We start from the raw sequence: 21468 nt of genomic DNA, 5'->3' as shown, positions 1-21468 counted from the left end.
AGGACGGTGGCTTCCGGCCGCCGTCTCTGCGACGGTGGATCTCGATACGCCCTCTGCGAGGGCTACTCGATCAGCATGGGGCGCCCGCCTACGCGCCGCGGCACCTGCATGGGGTGCGCCCGCCTGCGCGCCGCGGCGGTTGCATGCTGGTCGAGTAGCCGCGGAGCGGCGTATCGAGACCCACCCGCCCGAGCAGCGGCCGCCGCCGCCGCCCGCCGACGGGAAAAGCCGTCAATTTGATGGGGGAGCGGCCCCCCGGCCCGCCTCCCGCCCGGCGCCCGACGGTAAACTCGACTCTCGTGAACTCCTCGGAACCGGTCGACGTCGCCCTCATCGGTGGGGGCATCATGAGTGCCACCCTCGGTGCACTCCTCACCAAGCTCCAGCCCGACTGGACCATCGCCGCGTACGAGCGCCTCGGCGACGTGGCACAGGAGTCGTCGAACCCCTGGAACAACGCAGGCACGGGCCACGCCGCCCTCTGCGAGCTCAACTACATGCCCGAGGCGGCCGACGGCTCCGTCGATCCCGCCAAGGCGATCCAGATCAACGAGCAGTTCCAGATCTCGCGCCAGTTCTGGTCGAGCCTGGTCGAGGCCGGTGACATCCGCGAGCCCTCGAGCTTCATCAACTCCGCTCCGCACATGACCTTCGTGCACGGCGAGGCCAACGTCGAGTACCTCCGGAAGCGCTATGAGGCGCTGAAGGACCAGCCGCTCTTCGCCGGCATGGAGTTCACCGAGAGCACGAAGACCATCCACGAGTGGGCGCCTCTGCTGATGGAGCAGCGCCCCGCGGGTGGCGGACCGTACGCCGCGACGCGCATCCCGGCCGGCACGGACGTCGACTTCGGCGCGCTCACCCACCAGCTCTTCGACCACGTCGTCGCGCACGGCGGCACGCTCGACACCGGCCACGAGGTCACCGGCATCACCCGTCAGAAGGACGGCACCTGGCGCCTGGACCTCAAGCAGAAGGTCGGCGGCACGCCCAAGAAGGTCGTCGCCCGCTTCGTCTTCGTCGGCGCCGGCGGCGGGGCGCTGCACCTGCTGCAGAAGTCCGGCATCCCCGAGATCAAGGGCTTCGGCGGCTTCCCCATCTCGGGGCAGTTCCTCCGGACCGACAACCCGGCGATCGTCGCCCGGCACCAGGCGAAGGTCTACGGCAAGGCCGCCGTCGGCGCCCCGCCGATGTCGGTCCCGCACCTCGACACCCGCGTCGTCGACGGCCAGGCCTCGCTGCTGTTCGGCCCGTACGCCGGCTTCACACCCAAGTTCCTCAAGCGCGGCTCCTGGCTCGACCTGCCGCTGTCGATCCGCCCGCACAACATCGGCCCGATGCTCGCGGTCGCCCGCGACAACCTCGACCTGATGAAGTACCTGCTCGGCGAGGTGCTGGCCGGTCGCGACAAGAAGATGAAGGCGCTGCGCGAGTTCCTGCCCACCGCCCGCTCCGAGGACTGGTACCTGATCACCGCCGGCCAGCGCGTCCAGGTGATGAAGAAGGACGAGAAGAAGGGCGGCGTGCTGCAGTTCGGCACAGAGGTCATCACCGGCGCCGACGGCACGATCGCCGGTCTGCTCGGCGCCTCGCCCGGCGCTTCGACGGCCGTGCCGATCATGCTGGACATCGTCAAGCGCTGCTTCCCCGACCGGATGAAGGCTTGGGAGCCGCGGATCCGCTCGCTCGTCCCCAGCTACGGCTCGACGCTCAACGACGCCCCGGAGACGGCCGAGCGCACCGTCGCCGCCACCTCCGAGGCGCTCGCGCTCCGCGCCTCGGTCTGAGCACCGAGGGCGGACCGCCCCTGCTGATCGAGCAGCCCTCACAGCGGGCGTCTCGATCGCATGCTGATCGAGTAGCCCGCGTAGCGGGCGTATCGAGATCCACCTTCGTCAGAAGACGGGTCTGCAGACCCGACCTGCTGAGGACGGTGGGTCTCGATACGCCGCTTCGCGGCTGCTCGACCAGCATGGAGGCGGGCGTCTCGACCAGCATGGACCCACCGAAACGTTCGAACACATGTTCTAATGGACGCATGAGGTGGAGCGGACAGGCGATCGGCGCGGCGGACGAGGCCGCGCTCCCGGGCCTGGTCAAGCTCACCGAGCTGGTCCGCACCGTCCGCACCCCCGAGTTCGACGGGATCACCTTCTACGAGGTGCTCGCCAAGTCGGCGCTGAACCGGGTGCACTCCTCGTCGAAGATGCCGTTCGGCTGGACGATCAACCCGATGCGCGGCTGCACTCACGCCTGCACCTACTGCTTCGCCCGGCCCACCCACGAGTACCTCGAGTTCGACGGCGGGCGCGACTTCGACTCGCAGATCGTCGTCAAGGTGAACGTCGCCGAGGTGCTCACCCGGGAGCTCGCCCGGCCGAGCTGGGAGCGGCACCCCGTCGCGCTCGGCACCAACACCGACCCGTACCAGCGGGCGGAGGGCCGCTACCGGCTGATGCCCGGCATCATCGCCGCGCTGGCCGCCTCCGGCACCCCGATCTCGATCCTGACCAAGGGCTCGCTGCTCCGGCGCGACCTGCCGCTGCTGCGCGAGGCCGCCGAGCACGTGCCCGTCGACCTCGGCGTCTCGATCGCGGTCTTCGACGAGGATCTGCAGCGCTCGATCGAGCCCGGCGCTCCGTCCGCCGCGGCCCGGCTGGCGACCGTCACGGCCGCCCGCGAGGCGGGCTTCGAGTGCTCGGTCTTCCTGATGCCGATCCTGCCGTTCCTCACCGACACCCGCGCCCATCTGGACGCCTCGCTCCGTGCCTGCCGCGAGGCGGGGGCGAGCACGATCATGTACTCGACCCTCTACCTCAAGCCCGGGGTCAAGGAGTGGTTCCTGCAGTGGCTCGCGCAGGAGCACCCCGAGCTGCTCGACCGCTACCGCTCCCTGTATCCCGGGCGCTCCGCCTACGCGCCTGCGGAGTACCGCCGCTGGCTGTCCGCCCGGATCCGCCCGCTGATGCGCGACCACCGGCTGGAGGAGGGGGAGGCCGACCCGGCGACCGGCTCGATGCGCTCCTCCGCGCTCGGACCGACCGCGCGCGGCGCCTCGGCGCTGCCCTCGTTCGGTGTGCTGCGGACCCTCGGGGGCGAGCACGGCCGCCCGCAGGACGGCGACGAGCCGGCCCGGCACGCCGGCCTCCGCGGCGGCGGACTGATCCTCCGAGAGCTGGGCGAGGACGGCGCCTCGGTGCTGCCCGGGGTGGGCCAGCCGACGCTGTTCTGAGAGGGCCGCGGAGGCGATCCGGCCCGCGGCTAGGATCGTCGCATGCTCCCTCGCCCCGGTGAGCCGACGTCCGGCTCCTCCGCCCGGGCCGCAGAGTCCCGGTCCGTCGAGACCCGGTCCGCTGAGTCCCGGTCCGCCGAGACCCCCTCCGCCGACGGCGGCGCGCGACCGGTCCGGCTCGGCATCCTCGACGACCACGAGCTGCTCCTGGACAGCATGAGCAGCTGGATCGCCGCCAACGCCCCGGACTTCGAGCTCGTCGTGAGCGCCGGCACCTGGATGGAGCTGGTCACCAGCACGGTGTTCCCGACGCAGGTCGTCCTGATGGACTTCGAGCTGAGCGAGCCGATCTCGATCGAGGCGCGGATCCGCACCTGCCGTGCCGCGGGCGCGACCGTGATCGTCCTCGCCGAGCGCGAGGACGACGAGATCCGCGAGCGCTCGCTGCGGGCCGGCGCCGCCCGGCACCTCACGAAGGCGCAGTCGATGCAGGACGTGATGGAGGCGGCGCGCTCGGCGATGGCGATGCGCTCCACCGCGGGGTCCGCCGCTCAGTGGCGCCCGCTGCCGATCGGGGTGGCCGCGCAGCAGCGTCCGCGCCTGAGCGCGGGGGAGCTCGAGGCGCTGCGCCACTACGTCGCCGGCGCCAGCACTCCCGAGGTCGCCGCGAGGATGAACGTGCAGTTCGAGACGGCGAAGACCTATCTGCGCCGCGTCCGGCAGAAGTACGCCAAGATCGGCCGCCCGGCCAGCCGGCGCGCCGACCTGATCCGGCGGGCGGCGGAGGACGGCCTCCTCGAGTGACCGGCACGACCGCCGACGGCACGACGACCACGACGACCACGACGACCACGACGACCACGACGACCACGACGACCACCACGACCACGAGGACCGCGCCGGGCGCGGCCCGCGGGCACCGCCCGCCCACGAGCAGAGACAGGACCTGATGGCGAAGCTCTACTTCCGCTACGGCGCGATGAACAGCGGCAAGAGCACCTCGCTCCTGCAGGCCGCGCACAACTACGAGGAGCGCGGGCACCGGGTGCTGCTCGCGAAGCCGGCCGTCGACACCAAGGGCGACGAGCTCATCGTGTCCCGCCTCGGCGTGACCCGTCCGGTGGACATCCTGTTCGAGCCCGACGGCGATCCGGTCGCCGTCTTCTCCGCCGCGCGCGCCCGCGTGCTCGCCGAGACGGCCCGCGACGTCAGTGCACTGCTCGTCGACGAGGCGCAGTTCCTGCCGGAGTCGCACGTCGACGATCTGCTCCGGATCGCGATCCTGGAGAACGTCCCCGTCCTCGCCTACGGCATCCGGACCGACTTCCGGACCGCCGCGTTCCCCGGAAGCAGGCGGCTCCTCGAGATCGCGCACAGCCTCGAGGAGCTGAAGACGATCTGCCGCTGCGGGCGGAAGGCGATCTTCAACGGCCGGGTGGTCGACGGCCGATTCGTCTTCGACGGGGACCAGGTCGCCATCGATGGGGCCGAGGTCACCTACGAGTCGCTCTGCGGCTCGTGCTACCTGCAGGAGAGCCGCGGACGCCTGCGCGGCTAGCAGTGTCGAGCAGTGCTCATCGGGCGTGACCCGAATGAAACAGGGAAGTGGGTAGCCTTGCGGGCGTGACATCACCGGAAACGCACGCAGGCCTTCCGACGCAGCACGCGAGACCGGGGGGTTCGATGGCTTCGCAGGAGACTCCGCCGAAGCGCCGCCCGTCCTGGGAGCAGGACTACCGCCGGCGCCTCCTCGCCACCGATGTCGTCGCGATCCTCGTCTCGGTCTTCGGCACGCAGCTGTTCTGGTTCGATCTCGACCTGAACTCCGACGTGGGCTTCAACAACCCCGTGGACATCGCCGTCAGCTACACCTGGGTGTCCGTCGTACTCTCGATCGGCTGGCTCCTCGCCCTGCAGGTCTTCGACACCCGCGACCGCCGCATCGTCGGGACCGGCTACGTCGAGTACCGGCGGATCGTCGACGCCTCCATCTGGCTGTTCGGCATCGTCGCGATCATCGCCTACCTCCTGCAGATCCTGCTGGCGCGCGGCTACATCATCACGGCGTTCCCCGCCGGGATCCTGCTGATCTGCGTCGGCCGTCTGGTCTGGCGCTCCTGGCTGACCCGCCAGCGCAAGGTCGGCCGCTTCTCCAGCCAGGTCGTCCTGCTCGGCTCCCGCGCGAGCGTGCTGCACACCGCACGCGAGCTCCGGCGCGGCACCGAGGCCGGCTACAAGCTGGTCGGCGCGGTCTCCACCTCCGTCGGCGGTGCCGAGGCGCTCACGAGCGAGGCCGAGCTGGCGGGCCTCTCGCTGCACGGCTTCTCCGGGATCGACGGCGTGCGCGCCGTGATGGACGCGACCGGTGCCGACACCGTCGTCGTCACGAGCTCCGACGAGCTGGCCCCGCAGCGCATCCGCGAGCTCAGCTGGACGCTCGAGCCCGGCCGCGAGCACCTCGTCGTGGCGCCGAGCCTCACCGACATCGGCGGCCCGCGCATCCACACTCGGCCGGTCGCCGGCCTGCCGCTGATCCACGTCGAGACCCCGCGCTTCGACGGCCGCCAGCGCTTCGCGAAGCGGCTCTTCGACATCGCCGCGTCGACGATGCTGATCATCCTCAGCGCTCCGGTGCTGATCGTCGTCGCGGTGCTGGTGAAGACGACCAGCCCGGGCCCGATCCTGTTCCGCCAGGAGCGCATCGGGCTGAACGGCTCGACCTTCGAGATGCTCAAGTTCCGCTCGATGGTGGTCGACGCCGAGGCGCGCCTGGCCGAGCTCGCCGCCCAGCAGCGCGACGAGGGCAACAGCATCCTCTTCAAGATGGCCAAGGACCCCCGGGTCACCAAGGTCGGCACGGTCCTCCGCCGCTTCAGCCTCGACGAGCTGCCGCAGTTCCTCAACGTCTTCCGCGGCGACATGTCGCTGATCGGCCCCCGCCCGCCGCTGGCGCGCGAGGTGGAGCAGTACGAGGAGCACGTGCACCGCCGCTTCCTGATGAAGCCCGGCATCACCGGCCTCTGGCAGGTCAGCGGTCGCTCCAACCTCTCGTGGGAGGACACCGTCCGCCTCGACCTCTACTACGTCGAGAACTGGTCGATGACCGGCGACATCGTCATCCTCTTCAAGACCGCTCGCGCGGTCCTGGCGAGGGACGGGGCGTATTGAGCTCCTCCGTGCAGACGGGTGCCGACCGGCCCGGTGACGAGCGATCCGGACCGCGCAGCATGTCGCTGGCGATCCTCGAGGTCCCGTTCCGCGTCGAGTTCGGGCCCGGACTGTCCGACGAGGACGTGGCGCGGATCCGGAGCAGCTGGCGCTCCTGCGCCGCCGCCGACAGCGCCGACGCCCGCGTGATCTCGGCCGATGTGCCGCATCCCGGCGCGGTCCCGACGGGTGGGGCGCGGGTCCTCTCGCACTCCGTCGCGCAGCTCGAGGAGTCGCTCACGTCGACCCTCACGCTCGAGGCCATCGGTGAGCGCCGCGGCGACCTCCTGATGCTGCACGCCTGCGGCGTCGCCGCCGACGACGGCCGCGTGCTCGCGTTCGTGGCCGCCTCCGGCACCGGCAAGACGACCGCCTCGCGGGTGCTGGGGCAGCGCTTCGGCTACGTGACGGACGAGACGGTCGCCGTGACCCCCTCCGGCGCCGTGCTGCCCTATCCGAAGCCGCTGTCGGTGAAGCCCACGACCGGGAGCGCACCCAAGGCCCAGCTCTCGCCGGTCGACCTCGGATTGCGCCCCGTTCCGGAGGCGCCGCTCGTGCTGGCCGGGATCGTCCTGCTCGAGCGCCGAGACGGCGTCGACGCTCCCCGACTCGAGCAGGTCGAGCCGACCGCGGCGATCGACGCCCTGGTGCCTCAGACCTCCTACCTCGCCGCCCGGCCGAGGGCGCTCTCCGCGCTGATCCGCACGATCACCTCGGTCGGTGGCGCGAAACGACTGGTCTACTCCGAGGCGGCCGACGTGCTCGATCTCGTCGACGGTCTGCTCGCCGCTCCGGCCGAGCGGGCGCCGGCGGTCTGGCAGGACGTCGTCGCGCTCCCGCTCGAGGCGGAGGACGCGGCCGCCGGCGGCTCCCTGCGCCGCGCGGACGTCGACGACGCGCTGGCGCTGCCCAGCGGCGAGCTGCTCGTCTTCCGCCAGAACACGGTGATCCGGCTCGCCGGGATCGGTCCGGTTCTCTGGCGCTCCGCCGCCGGCGGCGCCGATCTGCCCGACCTCGTCGCCGCGGTGCTGGCCGAGCTCGGCGGACCGCCGGAGGGGATCGACGCCTCGGCCGCGGTGTCCGCCGCCGTCGACGAGCTGCTCGGGCTCGGCGTGATGGCGAGAGCGACTCCGCTCCTGCCCACCCCGGAAGGGGTGCACGTCTGACGGTCCCCGAAACGGGGCCGATACACCGGCGTGCAATGATCTTGAAGCCCGTCTCCGGCAGTCGCCGATCGGTCCGGACCAGTGAAGGAACTTGACACTGTGGAACTTAGAGACGTCCTCCGACTTCTCCGCGATCACTGGATCGCCCTCGTCGCAGCCGTGCTCCTGGGCACCCTCGTCGCCTACGGCTGGTCACTGACCCAGAAGCCGCGCTACGCCGCGGAGGCCCAGGGCCTCGTCTCGGCGGCCGTCGCGGACGCCGGGGGAGACCCGAGCCAGGCGATCTACCTGCGCCAGATCGCGGACTCCGTCGCGAAGTCGAGCACCCTCACCTACGTCCCGATCGCGAAGTCGCGGAACGTCGCCGAGATCGTCATCGGCAACCTCGGGCTCGACGTGACCGCCGAGTCGCTGATCACCGCCGTCCAGGTCACTCCCGATCCGGAGTCGCCGATCCTCAACGTCCGCGCGACGGCGTCCACCCCGGAGGGCGCCCGCACCCTCGCCGACGCCTGGATCGACGCGATCGCCGTCCGCATCCAGCAGGTGAACCAGGAGGCGGGAGCGGGCGACATCGTCAGCCTCGCCGGCGTCCAGTCCGCCGCTCTGCCGTCCTCCCCGGAGTTCCCGAACGTGCGCCTGGTGCTCGGCGTCGGCGCGCTGGCCGGCCTCGTGCTGGGCCTCGTCTACGCCTTCGTCCGCAACACCCTCGACCGCCGCATCCGCACCGCCGAGGTGGTGGAGCGGCTGTTCGACCTCCCGGTCGTCGGCACGCTCCCCGTCGACAAGCGCCTGAACGAGACCAACCGCATCGTGCCCGAGGCGGACACGACCGACTATGTGAAGTCCGACGGCAAGCACGCGCTCGCCGAGGCGCTGCGCGAGCTGCGCACGAACCTGCAGTTCATGAACGTCGACAGCCCGCCGCGGATCATCGTCGTGACCAGCCCGCTGCCCTCCGACGGCAAGTCGACCGTGACCGCGAACCTCGCGGTGACGCTCGCCGCCTCCGGCCAGCGCACGGTCGTCGTCGACGGCGACCTCCGCAAGCCCACCGTCGCGAAGTCCTTCGGCCTCGTCCCCGGCGTCGGCCTCACCGACCTGCTGATCGGCAAGGCGGAGCTGCAGGACGTGCTCCAGCCCTGGGGTCCGTCCGGCAACCTCTGGATCCTCGGCGCGGGCTCGATCCCGCCGAACCCGAGCGAGCTGCTCGGCTCGAACGGCATGGACATGCTCCTGCACGAGATCGCCCGCGAGGCCATCGTGCTCGTGGACGCCCCGCCGCTGCTGCCCGTGACCGACGGCGCGATCCTCACCGCCCGCACCGACGGCGCCCTCGTGGTCATCTCGGCCGGCCGGACGACGACCGACGAGCTCGGCAAGGCGATCCAGAACCTCGAGCGCGTCAGCGGCCACACCCTCGGCGTCATCCTCAACCGCGTTCCCCCGCGGGGCCAGGTCGGCCGCGGCTACGGCTACTACTACACGAGCTACTACGGCTCGCAGAAGTCGGGCGCGCGTCCGGACACGGCAGCCGCTCCGGCTCCTGCCCCGGCCCCCAGCGCGGTCTGAGCGGCCGCGGATGACGTTCCCGGGGGACGACGGCCTGCGGCGCGCCCGGCGCGGGTGGCGCCCCGGTGAGGCGGCCTCGACGCCCGCCGCTCCGGTCTTCACCGTCCTCTCGGTCTGCACCGGCAACATCTGCCGCTCGCCGATGGCGGAGCAGCTCCTGCGGGCGCAGCTGGGCGACCTCACCGCACCGAGCGGAGCGGCGCTCCTCGCCTTCCGCAGCGCGGGCGTGCAGACGCGGGACGGCTACCCGATGGAGCCGACCTCCGCTCGCCTGTCCGCCGAGCTCGGCGGCGACCCCTCCGGCCACCTCAGCGCGAAGCTCTCCGACGCCCTCGCGGGCGAGGCGGACCTGATGCTCGCGATGACCCGCGACCACCTCGTCGACGCGTCGCGGAGCCACCCGCCGCTCCTGCTGCGCGGCTTCACCCTGCGCGAGTTCGCCCGCGTGCTCCCGTTCGTCCTCGCCGAGGTGCCGATCCCCGCGGTCGAGGACCCCGCCGCTCGACTGCGCTCGGTGGTGCGGCTCGCCGCGGCGAACCGGGGCCGGGCGCCCCGCGGCGAGGGCGACGACATCGACGATCCGATCGGCCGCAGCGAGAGCACGCACGTCCGCGTCGCTCAGGAGATCGCCGCGGCCGTCCACGACATCTCCCGGGATCTGAGAGCATTGGCGCGGAGCTGACCTCGCGCGTGCCGCGCGGGCTCCCTCCGCTCCACCCGTTCCTCCCTCCTGCAGTCGCCGACGCGACATCGACCCGCCTACGATTCGGAGAAATCCCGTGAAGCTTTCTGTCATTGGTTGCGGCTACCTCGGAGCCGTCCACGCCGCCGCGATGGCCGAGCTCGGCCACGACGTCATCGGCATCGACGTGGACCCCGCGAAGATCGAGGCGCTCTCCGCCGGCACCGCTCCGTTCTTCGAGCCCGGTCTGCCCGAGCTGCTCTCCTCGGGCGTGGCCTCCGGCCGCCTCCGCTTCTCGACCGACACGGCCGACGCCGCCGACGCCGCCGTGCACTTCATCGCGGTGGGAACGCCGCAGAAGAAGGGCGAGAACGCGGCCGACATGACCTACGTCGACGCCGCGATCGACGGCATCCTGCCGCTGCTGACGGCGGACTCGCTCGTCGTGGGCAAGTCGACCGTCCCGGTCGGCACCGCCGCCCGCCTCGCCGAGCGGATCGCCGCCAGCGGCGCGACGCTCGCCTGGAACCCGGAGTTCCTCCGCGAGGGCTTCGCCGTCGAGGACACGATCAGCCCCGACCGCCTGGTCTACGGCGTGCCCGCGGGCGCGGCCGGCGAGGCCGCCAAGGCGACCCTCGACGAGGTCTACGCGACGGCGCTGGCCGCCGAGACGCCGCTCGTGGTCACCGACTACGCGACCGCGGAGCTGGTCAAGGTCTCGGCGAACGCCTTCCTCGCCACCAAGATCTCGTTCATCAACGCCATCGCCGAGATCGCGGAGGTCACCGGCGCCGACGTCACGCAGCTCGCCGACGCCATCGGCTACGACGTCCGCATCGGCCGCCGCTTCCTGAACGCCGGCATCGGCTTCGGCGGCGGCTGCCTGCCCAAGGACATCCGCGCCTTCTCGGCCCGCGCGGACGAGCTCGGCGTGGGCGACTCGGTCGCCTTCCTCAAGGAGGTCGACGCGATCAACCTGCGCCGCCGCCAGCGCGTGGTCGACCTCGTCACCGAGGGCCTCGGCGGCTCGGTCGAGGGCAGGAAGATCGCCGTTCTCGGCCTCGCGTTCAAGCCGGAGTCGGACGACGTCCGCGACTCGCCGTCGCTCGACGTCGCGACCCGCTTCCACGACCTCGGCGCCGACGTGGTCGCGACCGACCCCGAGGCGATCGAGAACGCGCGCCGCCGCTACCCCGACATCACCTACACGACCGACATCGACGAGGCCCTGCGCGGTGCCGACGCCGTCGTGGTCGTCACCGAGTGGAAGCAGTTCCGCGCGATCGACCCCGTCGCCGCGGGCGAGAAGGTGGCCGGGAAGTTCGTGGTCGACGGCCGCAACTGCCTCGACCAGGACGCCTGGCGCGCCGCCGGCTGGGAGTACCGCGGCCTCGGCCGCTGATCCACAGCGACCGACGGCCGCCCGCTGACCGGCGGCCGCTCCGTTCCACCCGGGGGATCGACCCCTGTCACGCCGGAGGGCGGCGGAGCGGGACACGTGCGCGAGCGCGGTTCCGCTCCGCCGCCCTCCGGCGTCGTCGTGCCGGGAGTCGTCGGCGCAGGACGACGCCGAGGACCGCGCCGATCGCGGCGCCCGCGGTGTTCGCCAGCACGTCGTGCACGTCCGCGTGGCGCTGGGGCAGCAGCAGGAGCTGCACGGTCTCCACAGCGGCGCTCGTCGCCGCGCCGAGCAGGACGGCGAGCCACGCCCGGTGCCCGCGGAGGCGCAGCACCGCGAGCAGTCCGAGCGGGACGAAGAGCAGCACGTTCGCCGTCGCCTCGATCCCGCCGTAGCCGAGGAGCCCGAGGCTCTGGGCGCGGGGCTGGGCGAGGACCTGCTTCAGCTCGCCGGCGTGCCCGCCGTCGACCGGTGTCGGCCAGAAGACCACGGCGGCCAGGACCAGGGCGTAGGCGAGGGCGACGACGACGGTGAGCCGGGTCGGGGGTCGAGGCACGGTTCTCGTCTCGGCGAGGGTCGCTGCGGCGACGGGAGGGAGCGCGTCGTCAGCGACGGCGAGAGCGCTTCAGTCTTCCCGGCTGCGTCGGGCTCCGACGGCCCTGGCGCCGGAACATCGGCTCTCTGGCGCCGCCCGTCCGTCCGCACCGCGGCGTCGCCCTGTCCGTCCGCACCGCGACATCGCTCAGTCCGTCCGCACCGCGGAACGACGAAGCCCGGCCGGATCATCGATCCTGGCCGGGCTTCTCACCGGTCGGGGTAGCGGGATTCGAACCCACGACCTCCTCGTCCCGAACGAGGCGCGCTACCAAGCTGCGCCACACCCCGGTGGACTCTTCGCGGTGAACCGCTCACGAGCCTCGTCAATAGTAGCCGATTTCCGCGGCGGTGTCGGACACCGGTCGCGGCGCCTCGAGCCGGACCGCTCAGGCCACCGGCTCGAGCGTCAGCAGGCTGACCTCGGGTCGGCAGGCGAAGCGCACCGGCGCGTAGATCGAGGTGCCCACTCCCGCGGAGACGTTGAGGAAGGAGCTGCGCAGACCGTTGTCCCAGGTGGTGAATCCAGAGACCTTGTCGCGGGGGATGTCGCAGTTGGTCACCAGTGCGCCGAAGCCGGGCACGCAGACCTGGCCGCCGTGAGTGTGGCCCGCGAGGATCACCTCCGCCCCCCGCGCGACGAAGTCGTCCAGGACGCGCTGGTAGGGCGCGTGCGCGACGCCGATGCTCACGCCGGCCGGCTCCTCGGCCGAGGCCCGCAGCTCGTCCACGGCGCCCGCCACGAGGTCGATCCGGTCCAGGCCGATGTGCGGGTCGTCGACGCCGAAGAGCTCGACGCGGGTGCCGCGGACGGTGAGGGCGTGCGCCGTGTTGTTGAGGTCCTGCCAGCCGAGCTCGTCGGTGAAGAACCCGGTCAGTGCTGCGGTGTCGAGGTCGCTGGCGTTGCGCGCGGGGTTCTTCGACGGACCGCGGAAGTAGCGCAGCGGGTTCTTCACCCGGGGGCCGAAGTAGTCGTTGGAGCCGTGGACGAAGACGCCGGGCACGCCGGCGAAGGGCTCGAGGGCGCGGCGGATGCCGAGCACGCCGTCGCGGTGGCCGAGGTTGTCGCCGGTCCCCACGACGAGGTCGGGGGCCAGGGCGGTGAGCGAGCGCAGCCAGTCCTGCTTCTTCGTCTGCCACGGCGCCATGTGCAGGTCGGAGAAGTGCAGGATCCGGAGCGGTGCGGAGCCCGCGGGCAGGACGGGCACCGACTCGTGGCGGACCGTGAACATCGTCCGCTCGACGGCGATGCCCCAGACGGCGGCGGCGCTCCCGACGGCGGCGACGGCCGCGAGGGCCGTGGTGAGGGGGCGAGCGCTGCTGCGTCCGGTCATGGATCCTTCTCTCGTCGGGGCGGGGCTGCGGGAGCGGCCGCGTACAGTCTGCCCGACCCGGCCCGGGGGACGACCCGGCGTCAGCCGCGCGGCGGCGGGGTGGACGGACCGGCGCTGATCTGCAGTGCGATCGGGGCCCCGCGGGAGAGGCGGGAGCCGGCCGGCGGGTTCGTCTGCGCGACCGAGCCCGCGGGTCGATCGGACGGCACGCGGTTCGGGTCGACCGTCACGACGAAGCCGAGCTCGCGCAGGCGCGCGGTGGCGGCGGCGGGGTTCTGGCCGGTCACCTCGGGCACCGCCTGCTGGGGCGCGTCGACGAGCGACTGCTGGGGCGAGGGGAAGGCCGAGCCGCCGTACTTCTGATCGGCGACGCGCATGATCCGCGGCCAGATCTGGTGGCGCACCTGCCCGGCGTTGACGCCGCTCAGCGTGAAGCCGCGCATCGAGGTGAAGCCGCTGACGTTGCCGACCCAGGTCGCCGTGGCGACCTCGGTGCTGGCGCCGACCATCCAGGTGTGGACCGCGTTGTCGGTGGTGCCGGTCTTGCCGATGTGCGGGACGCCGGTGCCGGTCGCGGAGGCGCGGCCGGTGCCGCCCGTCATCACCTGCTGCAGGGCGAAGTCGGCGGTCGCGGCGACCTCCTCGGACATCCCCTGCGTGCAGGTGCTCGCCGGCGGGGCGACATCGGCGCCGCCGCGGTCGACGATCCGGTCGATCGCGATCGGCGTGCAGACGCTGCCCTTGTTCGCGAAGCCGGCGAACGCGGTCGCCATCGTCAACGGGGCGATCTCGTTGGTGCCGAGGATGGTCGGCGCGAACTTCTGCAGCTCGGTGCCGTCGGCGCGGTGCACGCCCATCGCGAGCGCGGTGTTGCGGATGCCGCAGAGGTCGAGCTGCTGCGCCATCGCGGCGAAGCCGGTGTTGATCGAGCCCTTGGTGGCGTCGAGCGCGGAGTAGACGCCGCCGTTGCCGCCCTCGTCGTTCTTGGGGTCCCAGGGCTCGCCGTAGTAGGTGCCGTCGGGCTCGCAGCTGTCGCGGAAGGTCGTGTACGCGCGCCGGGTGCCGTCGACGGTCTCGTTCAGCGCGCGGCCCTCCTGCAGCCACTCGGCGAGGGTGAAGACCTTGTAGGTCGAGCCGACCTGGAAGCCGCTCGAGCCGCCGTAGCCGAAGTCGGTGCTGTAGTTGACGCTGGTGTAGTTGGCGCCGCTGACGTCGGGGTCGTTCGAGTAGTCCTTGTTCTGCGTCATCGCGAGGATGCGCCCGGTGCCGACCTCGACCGAGACACTCGCGCTGCCGATGTTCACCCGGGCCATCGACTTCGGCACCCAGTCCTCGGTGGCGGCGACCGCGGCCTCCTGCAGATCGGAGTCGAGGGTCGTGTAGATCTGGTAGCCGCCGCGCTTGAAGGTCGCGTCGCGCTCGTCCTGGCTGGCGCCGAAGGCGTCGTCGTTCTTGATCACCCAGGTCACGTAGTCGCAGAAGTAGGCCGCGATGCCGGCGGTCTGGCAGCCGGTGCTCGGCTCCGTGATCACGGGGACGACGGGCGTCGAGGCGGCCTCGCCGATCTGCTCGGGGGTGACCTTCGACTCGATCCCCATCCGCGTGAGGATGTAGTTGCGGCGGTTGAGCGTCTCGGGGTAGCCCTCCACCGCGAGGTTGGCCGGGTCGTCCGGGCGATCGAAGCGGAACTTCTCGGGGTTGTTCACGATGGCGATCAGGGCGGCGGACTGCGCGAGGGTGAGGTCGCGGGCACTGGTGTCGAAGTAGTACCGCGCCGCCGCCTCGATGCCGTAGACGGTGCCGCCGAAGAGCGCGATGTTGAGGTAGCCGAGCAGGATGTCGTTCTTCGGGTACTCCTTCTCGAGCCCGATCGAGAGCCGCATCTCGGCGACCTTGCGCTCGGCCGTGGTCTCGGTGGCCTCGCGGTAGGCGGCGTCGCGCTCGATCGGGTCGGAGAGCGCCTCCGCCTTCTGCACGAGCACGTTCTTGACGTACTGCTGCGTGATCGACGAGCCGCCCTGCACGTTGCCGCCGGAGGCGACCGTGGCCGCGGCGCGGATCGTGCCGAGCAGGTCGATGCCGCCGTGCTCGTAGAAGCGCGGGTCCTCCGAGGCGACGACCGCGTCCTTGACGAAGGGGGAGATGTCGTCCCAGCCGACCTCCACGCGGTTCTGCGCGTAGAACGAGGCGAGGAGCACGTCCTGGCCGTCGGCGCCCTTCGCGTAGACGTCGCTCTTCTCGGCGAGCGTGCCGATCTCGAGGTAGCCCGGGAGGTTGTCGAACATGGTGACCGTGTTGTTCGCCGCCATGCCGCCGAGCGCGATCGCCGGAGTGACCGACGCCGCGACGAGGACTCCGGCGACGACGCTCATGGCGACGATCCCGATCAGTCCTCCGACCGCGGCGCCGATGGACGTGACGACCCTGTTCCCGACTGCCCCCGACATAGAATCAGCGTAACCGCCGCTCCTGACACCGGACGCGGCGCTCGACCCGCCGGCACCGACTCCTCCGGGTGCGGTGCGCCCGGCATCCGCACCCCTGCCTCACGAGGAGAGCCATGTCCGTCCCCCGCTGGGAATACATCACGACGCCGCTGATGATCCACAACACCACCGCGATCCTGAACACCTGGGGCTCCGAGGGCTGGGAGCTGGTCCAGATCGTCACCGGTCCCGAGGGCGGGCTCGTGGCGTACCTGAAGCGTCCGGTCGCCGAGGTCGGCGCGTGATCGCCGAGCGCCTGGCCGAGCTGGGCATCGAGCTCCCCGCGGTCGCGGTGCCGGCCGGCGCCTACATCCCGGCCGTGGTCGAGGGGAACCTGGTCTTCACGGCCGGGCAGATCCCCTTCGTCGACGGCTCGCTGCCCGCGACCGGCAAGGTCGGCGCGGGCGTCGATCCCGAGGTCGCCAAGGACCTGGCGCGCGTCTGCGCTCTGAACGCGCTGGCCGCGATCGCCGACGTGATCGGCTCGCTCGACCGCGTGACCCGGATCGTCAAGGTGACCGGCTTCGTCGCCTCCGCTCCCGGCTTCAACGGCCAGCCCGGCGTCATCAACGGCGCCTCCGAGGTGCTCGGCGAGATCTTCGGCGAGGCGGGCAAGCACGCGCGCTCGGCCGTCGGCGTGGCGGAGCTCCCGCTCGACGCACCGGTCGAGGTCGAGCTGATCGTCGCCTTCGCCTGAATCGGGTCCCGCCTCGACGCCGAAGGGCGCCGCTCTCCCTCCCGGGAGGCGGCGCCCTTCGGCGTCGAGGCTCAGTGCGCTGAGGGTCGGTCCTCGGCGGCTCAGCGCTCAGCGGCTCAGTCCTCGGCGGCGACCGCGGAGGAGATGACGGCCATCACCTGCGTGTCCGCCAGCGTGGTCGTGTCGCCGACGGCCCGGCCCTCGGCCACGTCGCGCAGGAGCCGGCGCATGATCTTGCCGGAGCGGGTCTTCGGCAGCTCCCGCACGATGAAGATGCGCTTCGGCCGGGCGATCGCGCCGATGTGCTCGGCGACGTGCGCCTTGAGCGTCGCCTCGAGCTCGTCGTGGCCGCTGGCGAGCGCCTCCGCCTGGCTCGCCTTGGCGATGACGAAGGCGACGACGGCCTGGCCGGTGGTCTCGTCCGCCGCGCCCACCACGGCCGCCTCCGCGACCACCGGGTGCGAGACGAGGGCCGACTCGATCTCGGCCGTCGACAGGCGGTGGCCGGAGATGTTCATCACGTCGTCGACGCGGCCGAGCAGCCACAGGTCGCCGTCCTCGTCGAGCCGCGCGCCGTCGCCGGCGAAGTAGCGGTCGCCGAACTTCGACCAGTAGGTCTCGACGTAGCGGTCCGGGTCTCCCCAGATGCCGCGCAGCATCGACGGCCAGGGCTCGGTGATGACCAGCAGCCCGCCGGAGCCCGCGCCGACCGGGGCGCCGGAGTCGTCGACGACGTCGATCGAGATCCCGGGGACGGGGACCTGCGCCGAGCCCGGCTTCAGGGTCGTGACACCGGGCAGGGGCGAGACCATGATCGCGCCGGTCTCGGTCTGCCACCAGGTGTCGACGATCGGGGTGCGGCCGCCGCCGATGACGTCGCGGTACCAGATCCAGGCCTCGGGGTTGATCGGCTCGCCGACCGAGCCGAGCAGGCGGAGGCTCGAGAGGTCGAAGCGCTGCGGGATCTGCCGGCCGAGCTTCATGAAGGTGCGGATCGCCGTGGGGGCGGCGTAGAGGATCGTGACGCCGTGCTTCTCGATGATCTCCCACCAGCGTCCGGGGTGCGGGGTGTCGGGCGTGCCCTCGTACATCACCTGGGTGGCGCCGTTCGCGAGCGGTCCGTAGACCACGTAGCTGTGCCCGGTGATCCAGCCGACGTCGGCGGTGCACCAGTAGACATCGGTCTCGGGCTTGAGATCGAAGACCGTGCGGTGGGTGTACGCGACCTGGGTGAGGTAGCCGCCGCTGGTGTGCAGGATGCCCTTCGGCTTCCCGGTGGTGCCGCTCGTGTAGAGGATGAACAGCGGCTGCTCGGCGTGGAACGGCCGTGCGACGTGGTCGGCGTCCACTGCGACGATCTCCTCGTGCCACCACAGGTCGCGGCCCGCGCTCCACTCGACGGTGTTGCCGCCGCGGCGGACGACGAGGACGTGCTCGACGCTCGACGCGCCGCCGTCCAGCGCCAGCGCCGCGTCGACCGCGGGCTTGAGCGGGAAGACCGAGCCCTTGCGCCAGCCGCCGTCGGCGGTGACGACGAGCTTCGCCTCGGCGTCGTCGATCCGCGCGCGCAGGCTCTCGGCGCTGAAGCCGCCGAAGACGACCGAGTGCACGGCGCCGAGCCGGGCGACCGCGAGCATCGCGATGACGGCCTCGGGGATCATCGGCAGGTAGATCGCGACGCGGTCGCCGGCCTGCACGCCCAGGCTCGTGAAGAGGTTGGCCGCGCGCTTCACCTCGGCGGTGAGCTCGGCGTAGGTCAGGTCGCGGCTGTCGCCGGGCTCGCCCTCCCAGTGGATCGCGACGCGGTCGCCGTGACCGGCCAGCACGTGCCGGTCGAGGCAGTTGTAGGCGACGTTGAGCTCGCCGTCGTCGAACCAGCGCGCGAAGGGCGGCTCGCTCCAGTCGAGGGTGCGCGTGAACGGCCGGTGCCAGTGCAGCAGCTCGCGGCTGCGGTCGGCCCAGAAGGCGAGGCGGTCGGCGGCGGCCTGCTCGGCCTGCCCGGCGGTCGCGGCGGCGTCTGCGGCGAACTCGGCGGGCGGCGGGAAGCGGCGCGTCTCCTGCTGGAGGCTGTCGATGGCGCTCGAGCCTGCGGCCCCGGACGCGTCGAGGGGTGTGGACATCTGCGATTCGCTCCTTCGCGAGTGCGACGTGCGCCGGCCGGCGTGGTCGGTTCCGGACCACCGTAGCGTCCGGCTCTCGGGTGGGGAGGGGACGACGCGAAGCTGACCGTCCGGCGGGGTTTCGTGAAGAGTCGGCTCAGAACGCGGATCCGACTTGGCGAAATCGCCTCCGTGCCCTAACGTTGCATACGGCCGAATGAACTTCGGCTCAGCGGCGCGAGTGATTCCCCCCAATCCAGCGCCGCCGAGGCGGCACCTGTTCCCCCCAATGGGTGCCGCCCCCTTCTCTTCCCTCCGCTGGTCGAGCGTCCCGCTCCCCGGAGGATCCGCACGGCCGGGCCGCATCGGCCGGTTGCACCTTCGGCTCGCCGGAACACGCTGGGCGCGCTGGATCGGCCGACTTCGGCGCGCCGGAGCACGGATCGCGTGCCCGAGTGTCGACTGCTGGAGTTCCGGCTCGCGGAAACACGTCCGGCACGCCCGATCGGCTGGTTCCGGCGTGCCGGGGCTCGAATCGCGTGCCCGAGCTCCGACCGGTGGACCTCCGGCTCGCGGAAACGCTTTCGGCACGCTGGATCGGCTGGTTCCGGCGTGCCTGGGCTCGAATCGCGTGCCCGAGCTTCGACCGGTGGACCTCCGGCTCGCGGAAACACCTCGGGCACGCTGGATCGGCCGGTTCCGGCGTGCCTGGGCGCGGACCGCGTGCCGGCGCTCGGAGCGGTGCGTCGTCGGCTCGCGAGAACGACTTCGGGCCGGAGCTCGTCGCTCCTCCCCAGGGGCGTGCTCGGCCCTGCCGTCCACCGATGCGGCCTTCGGCGCGCCACCGGAGGGCGCGCGCTCCTAGCGTTCCCGGATGACCACAGGTTTCGTCCCGCTCGTTCCCGCCGCCTACCGCCCGGACGCACCTCGCCCGCCGGGGGAGGACGCCGGCGAGGCACCGCGGCCCGCGCCGGTCCGTCCGGCGGCGGCGGCGCTCGGCCTGCTCGCGCCGTTCGCCGCCGACCCGGCGGTGACCGACCTCTTCGTCAACGGGGATTCGGGCCTCTGGGTCGACCGCGGCGGGGGCGCAGTGCGAGAGCCGACGTGGACGCTCGACGCGGCAGGAGCGCGACGGCTCGCGGTGTCGCTGGTCGCGGCCGGCGGACGCCACGTCGACGAGGCGAGCCCGTGCGTGGACGTGCGGCTGAAGCACGGGGTCCGCGTGCACGTGGTGCTGCCGCCGGTCGCGACCGCGGGGACGCTGATCTCGGTGCGCGTCCCGCGGGCCGACGCCTGGAGTCTCGACGAGCTGCACGCGGCGGGGATGCTCGACGACGCGGGCCGAAGCCTGCTGCGGCGGGCCGTCGCCGCGCGCTGGAACCTCCTCGTCACCGGTGCCGGCGGATCGGGCAAGACCACGCTCCTCGGCGCGCTCCTGGGCTGCGCGCCGCCGCACGAGCGGCTGGTCGTGATCGAGGACGTCGGCGAGCTGCGGCCCGCGCATCCGCACGTCGTCTCGCTCGAGGCGCGCCAGCCGAACCTGGAGGGAGCGGGCGGGGTCGGCCTCGACCGTCTCGTCCGCGAGGCCCTGCGGATGCGGCCGGACCGGCTCGTCCTCGGCGAGTGCCGCGGAGTGGAGCTGCGCGATCTGCTCTCGGCGCTGAACACCGGGCACGACGGCGGCGCGGGGACGCTGCACGCGAACTCGCTCGCCGACGTGCCCGCGAGGCTGGAGGCGCTCGGCTCGCTCGCGGGCATGGGCCCGGAGGCGGTCGCGCGGCAGACGGTCAGCGCGATCGACCTGGTGCTGCACCTCGAGCGGCGGGGCGGCCGGCGCCGGCTCGCGGCCTCGGGCTGCTTCCGGCTCGACGGCGCCGGGCGGCTCCGGATCGAGGAGGGCGCCGTGCCGCAGCGGGGCTCGCCGTGAAGCGCGGGGAGGGGGTCGACGAGGTGGCGGCCGTGGTGCACCGCCTCTCGGTGCTGCTCGCGGCGGGCGTCGCGCCGGCGTCGGCGCTGGCGCACCTCGCGGCGTCGGACGACTCGGAGGCGGCGGGTGCCGCGCGTCGTCGTCGGCTGCTGCGCGCGGTGGCGGTCGAGGCGGCGCGCGGCGGGGACGTGACGGCGGCGCTCCTGGCGGGCGTGCCCGCCTCCCGTCGAGAGAGGCGAGGGACGGGGGAGCGCGCCCCTCGTCGCAGGGAGATCGCGGCACGGGGGTCGCGCGATCGCGGCGAGGAGACGGCCTGGGCGGCCCTGGCCGCCTGCTGGCGGGTGGCCGCGGACTCCGGAGCGCCGATCGCCGCGGCCCTCGCCGAGCTGGCCGATTCCCTCCGGGAGCTCGGCCGGGCGCGGCGGGACATCGAGGTCGCCCTGGCGGGCCCGCTCGCGACGAGCCGGGCGGTCGGCGGGCTGCCGCTGGTGGCGCTCGGCTTCGGCACGCTGCTGGGCTTCGATGTGCTGGGCGTGCTGATCGGGACGGTGCCGGGATTCGCCTGCCTGGTGGGCGGGCTCGGGCTGATGCTCGGTGCCGCGGCGTGGACGCGCCGGCTCGTCCGCGGCGCCGGCCCGGGGGACCCGGCACCGGGGCTGGCGCTCGACCTGCTCGCGGTCGCGCTCGCGGGCGGGGGATCGATCGGGGGCGGGCGGGAGCGGGTGCTGGCGGCGCTCGCCGAGTGCGGGCTCGCGTCGGGGCCGCCTGCGCTGGCCGCGGCGGAGCCCGTGCTCGCGCTCTCGAGCGCGGCGGGGGTGCCCGCGGGCCGGCTGCTGCGCAGCGAGGCGGCACTGGCGCGGGTGCGGGCCGCGTCCGAGGCGCGGGAGCGGGCGGCGAGGCTCGGCGTGACGCTGCTGCTGCCGCTCGGAGTCTGCGTGCTGCCGGCGTTCCTCCTGCTGGGCGTGGCTCCGATGATGATCTCGGTGCTGCTGTCGACGTTCGCGGGGCAGCGGTGAGCGGTCCCGCGGGAGCTCTCCACAGGCCGCTCCTCTCTCCTCTTGTCCACCGTTCGC

At 72.6% G+C, this 21468-nt stretch carries 18 protein-coding genes and 1 tRNA gene; 14 read left to right on the top strand and 5 right to left on the bottom strand.

Going from position 1 to position 21468, the window contains the following annotated elements; all coding sequences use genetic code 11:
- The first annotated feature begins 239 nt into the window (after positions 1 to 239).
- The 10 genes from EDF45_RS20305 to EDF45_RS20265 all read left to right on the top strand — a co-directional run bounded on the left by EDF45_RS20305 (position 240) and on the right by EDF45_RS20265 (position 11261).
- Positions 240 to 1787, top strand: a complete 1548-nt coding sequence (locus EDF45_RS20305) for a malate:quinone oxidoreductase (protein ID WP_123737555.1) — start codon at positions 240 to 242, stop codon at positions 1785 to 1787.
- A 251-nt stretch (positions 1788 to 2038) separates the two neighbouring features.
- Positions 2039 to 3232, top strand: a complete 1194-nt coding sequence (locus EDF45_RS20300) for an Rv2578c family radical SAM protein (protein WP_123737556.1) — start codon at positions 2039 to 2041, stop codon at positions 3230 to 3232.
- A gap of 42 nt (positions 3233 to 3274) precedes the next feature.
- A complete protein-coding gene (locus EDF45_RS20295) occupies positions 3275 to 4036 on the top strand; it encodes a response regulator transcription factor (protein ID WP_123737557.1) in 762 nt (253 codons plus the stop codon).
- Positions 4033 to 4182 (top strand): hypothetical protein, encoded by a 150-nt coding sequence (locus EDF45_RS21500; RefSeq protein WP_185020296.1) that lies wholly within the window; start codon positions 4033 to 4035, stop codon positions 4180 to 4182. Before EDF45_RS20295 ends, EDF45_RS21500 begins: the two co-directional genes overlap by 4 nt.
- Entirely contained in the window at positions 4182 to 4790 is a 609-nt protein-coding gene (locus EDF45_RS20290) for a thymidine kinase (RefSeq protein ID WP_123447696.1), read from the top strand. Before EDF45_RS21500 ends, EDF45_RS20290 begins: the two co-directional genes overlap by 1 nt.
- A 125-nt stretch (positions 4791 to 4915) precedes the next feature.
- On the top strand, positions 4916 to 6400 hold the full coding sequence (locus EDF45_RS20285; protein ID WP_123737558.1) for a sugar transferase: 1485 nt from the start codon (positions 4916 to 4918) through the stop codon (positions 6398 to 6400).
- Positions 6397 to 7605, top strand: a complete 1209-nt coding sequence (locus EDF45_RS20280; RefSeq protein WP_148070854.1) for a hypothetical protein — start codon at positions 6397 to 6399, stop codon at positions 7603 to 7605. Before EDF45_RS20285 ends, EDF45_RS20280 begins: the two co-directional genes overlap by 4 nt.
- Before the next feature lie 99 nt (positions 7606 to 7704).
- Entirely contained in the window at positions 7705 to 9177 is a 1473-nt protein-coding gene (locus EDF45_RS20275) for a polysaccharide biosynthesis tyrosine autokinase (protein WP_185020295.1), read from the top strand.
- Positions 9178 to 9187: 10 nt separating this feature from the next.
- Complete coding sequence (locus EDF45_RS20270) at positions 9188 to 9859, top strand: low molecular weight phosphatase family protein (RefSeq protein ID WP_123737561.1); 672 nt, start codon at positions 9188 to 9190, stop codon at positions 9857 to 9859.
- A 97-nt stretch (positions 9860 to 9956) separates the two neighbouring features.
- Positions 9957 to 11261 carry a UDP-glucose/GDP-mannose dehydrogenase family protein gene (locus EDF45_RS20265; protein ID WP_123737562.1) on the top strand — a complete coding sequence of 435 codons (1305 nt, stop codon included), beginning with the start codon at positions 9957 to 9959 and terminating at the stop codon, positions 11259 to 11261.
- A gap of 67 nt (positions 11262 to 11328) precedes the next feature.
- Here the strand turns inward: EDF45_RS20265 and EDF45_RS20260 are convergent, their stop codons facing one another.
- The 4 genes from EDF45_RS20260 to EDF45_RS20245 form a co-directional block, all read right to left on the bottom strand.
- Entirely contained in the window at positions 11329 to 11814 is a 486-nt protein-coding gene (locus EDF45_RS20260; RefSeq protein ID WP_123737563.1) for a VanZ family protein, read from the bottom strand.
- A 255-nt stretch (positions 11815 to 12069) separates the two neighbouring features.
- Positions 12070 to 12143 (bottom strand) — tRNA-Pro (locus EDF45_RS20255).
- A 98-nt stretch (positions 12144 to 12241) separates the two neighbouring features.
- The gene (locus tag EDF45_RS20250) at positions 12242 to 13186 is read right to left on the bottom strand and encodes a metallophosphoesterase (protein ID WP_123737564.1); all 945 of its coding nucleotides are present in this window, start codon (positions 13184 to 13186) and stop codon (positions 12242 to 12244) included.
- A gap of 80 nt (positions 13187 to 13266) precedes the next feature.
- Positions 13267 to 15633 carry a transglycosylase domain-containing protein gene (locus tag EDF45_RS20245; protein WP_123737565.1) on the bottom strand — a complete coding sequence of 789 codons (2367 nt, stop codon included), beginning with the start codon at positions 15631 to 15633 and terminating at the stop codon, positions 13267 to 13269.
- A gap of 113 nt (positions 15634 to 15746) precedes the next feature.
- Here EDF45_RS20245 and EDF45_RS21495 point away from each other — a divergent pair, with 113 nt between their 5' ends.
- Both EDF45_RS21495 and EDF45_RS20240 read left to right on the top strand, forming a co-directional pair.
- Entirely contained in the window at positions 15747 to 15917 is a 171-nt protein-coding gene (locus tag EDF45_RS21495; RefSeq protein WP_165909148.1) for a hypothetical protein, read from the top strand.
- On the top strand, positions 15914 to 16369 hold the full coding sequence (locus tag EDF45_RS20240; RefSeq protein WP_221181165.1) for a RidA family protein: 456 nt from the start codon (positions 15914 to 15916) through the stop codon (positions 16367 to 16369). The genes EDF45_RS21495 and EDF45_RS20240 overlap by 4 nt, the downstream gene beginning before the upstream one ends.
- Before the next feature lie 116 nt (positions 16370 to 16485).
- Here the strand turns inward: EDF45_RS20240 and acs are convergent, their stop codons facing one another.
- The gene (gene acs / locus EDF45_RS20235; RefSeq protein ID WP_123737566.1) at positions 16486 to 18489 is read right to left on the bottom strand and encodes an acetate--CoA ligase; all 2004 of its coding nucleotides are present in this window, start codon (positions 18487 to 18489) and stop codon (positions 16486 to 16488) included.
- Between the two features lie 853 nt (positions 18490 to 19342).
- Here acs and EDF45_RS20230 point away from each other — a divergent pair.
- Together EDF45_RS20230 and EDF45_RS20225 are read left to right on the top strand one after the other, a co-directional pair.
- Positions 19343 to 20395 (top strand): TadA family conjugal transfer-associated ATPase, encoded by a 1053-nt coding sequence (locus EDF45_RS20230; RefSeq protein WP_123737567.1) that lies wholly within the window; start codon positions 19343 to 19345, stop codon positions 20393 to 20395.
- Positions 20392 to 21411, top strand: a complete 1020-nt coding sequence (locus EDF45_RS20225) for a type II secretion system F family protein (protein WP_123737568.1) — start codon at positions 20392 to 20394, stop codon at positions 21409 to 21411. The genes EDF45_RS20230 and EDF45_RS20225 overlap by 4 nt, the downstream gene beginning before the upstream one ends.
- The last annotated feature ends 57 nt before the right edge of the window (positions 21412 to 21468 follow it).

The sequence above is a fragment of the Rathayibacter sp. PhB186 genome (genome assembly GCF_003751825.1).
Taxonomy (GTDB): Bacteria; Actinomycetota; Actinomycetes; order Actinomycetales; family Microbacteriaceae; genus Rathayibacter; species Rathayibacter festucae.
This window is presented reverse-complemented; position numbering and strand designations above follow the sequence as displayed.

Coding starts and splice junctions, on each gene's coding strand:
- EDF45_RS20305 (WP_123737555.1), top strand. CDS start 240: ATGGGGGAGCGGCCCCCCGGCCCGCCTCCCGCCCGGCGCCCGACGGTA.
- EDF45_RS20300 (WP_123737556.1), top strand. CDS start 2,039: ATGAGGTGGAGCGGACAGGCGATCGGCGCGGCGGACGAGGCCGCGCTC.
- EDF45_RS20295 (WP_123737557.1), top strand. CDS start 3,275: ATGCTCCCTCGCCCCGGTGAGCCGACGTCCGGCTCCTCCGCCCGGGCC.
- EDF45_RS20290 (WP_123447696.1), top strand. CDS start 4,182: ATGGCGAAGCTCTACTTCCGCTACGGCGCGATGAACAGCGGCAAGAGC.
- EDF45_RS20285 (WP_123737558.1), top strand. CDS start 4,916: ATGGCTTCGCAGGAGACTCCGCCGAAGCGCCGCCCGTCCTGGGAGCAG.
- EDF45_RS20270 (WP_123737561.1), top strand. CDS start 9,188: ATGACGTTCCCGGGGGACGACGGCCTGCGGCGCGCCCGGCGCGGGTGG.
- EDF45_RS20250 (WP_123737564.1), bottom strand. CDS start 13,186: ATGACCGGACGCAGCAGCGCTCGCCCCCTCACCACGGCCCTCGCGGCC.
- EDF45_RS20245 (WP_123737565.1), bottom strand. CDS start 15,633: ATGTCGGGGGCAGTCGGGAACAGGGTCGTCACGTCCATCGGCGCCGCG.
- EDF45_RS21495 (WP_165909148.1), top strand. CDS start 15,747: ATGTCCGTCCCCCGCTGGGAATACATCACGACGCCGCTGATGATCCAC.
- acs (WP_123737566.1), bottom strand. CDS start 18,489: ATGTCCACACCCCTCGACGCGTCCGGGGCCGCAGGCTCGAGCGCCATC.
- EDF45_RS20230 (WP_123737567.1), top strand. CDS start 19,343: ATGACCACAGGTTTCGTCCCGCTCGTTCCCGCCGCCTACCGCCCGGAC.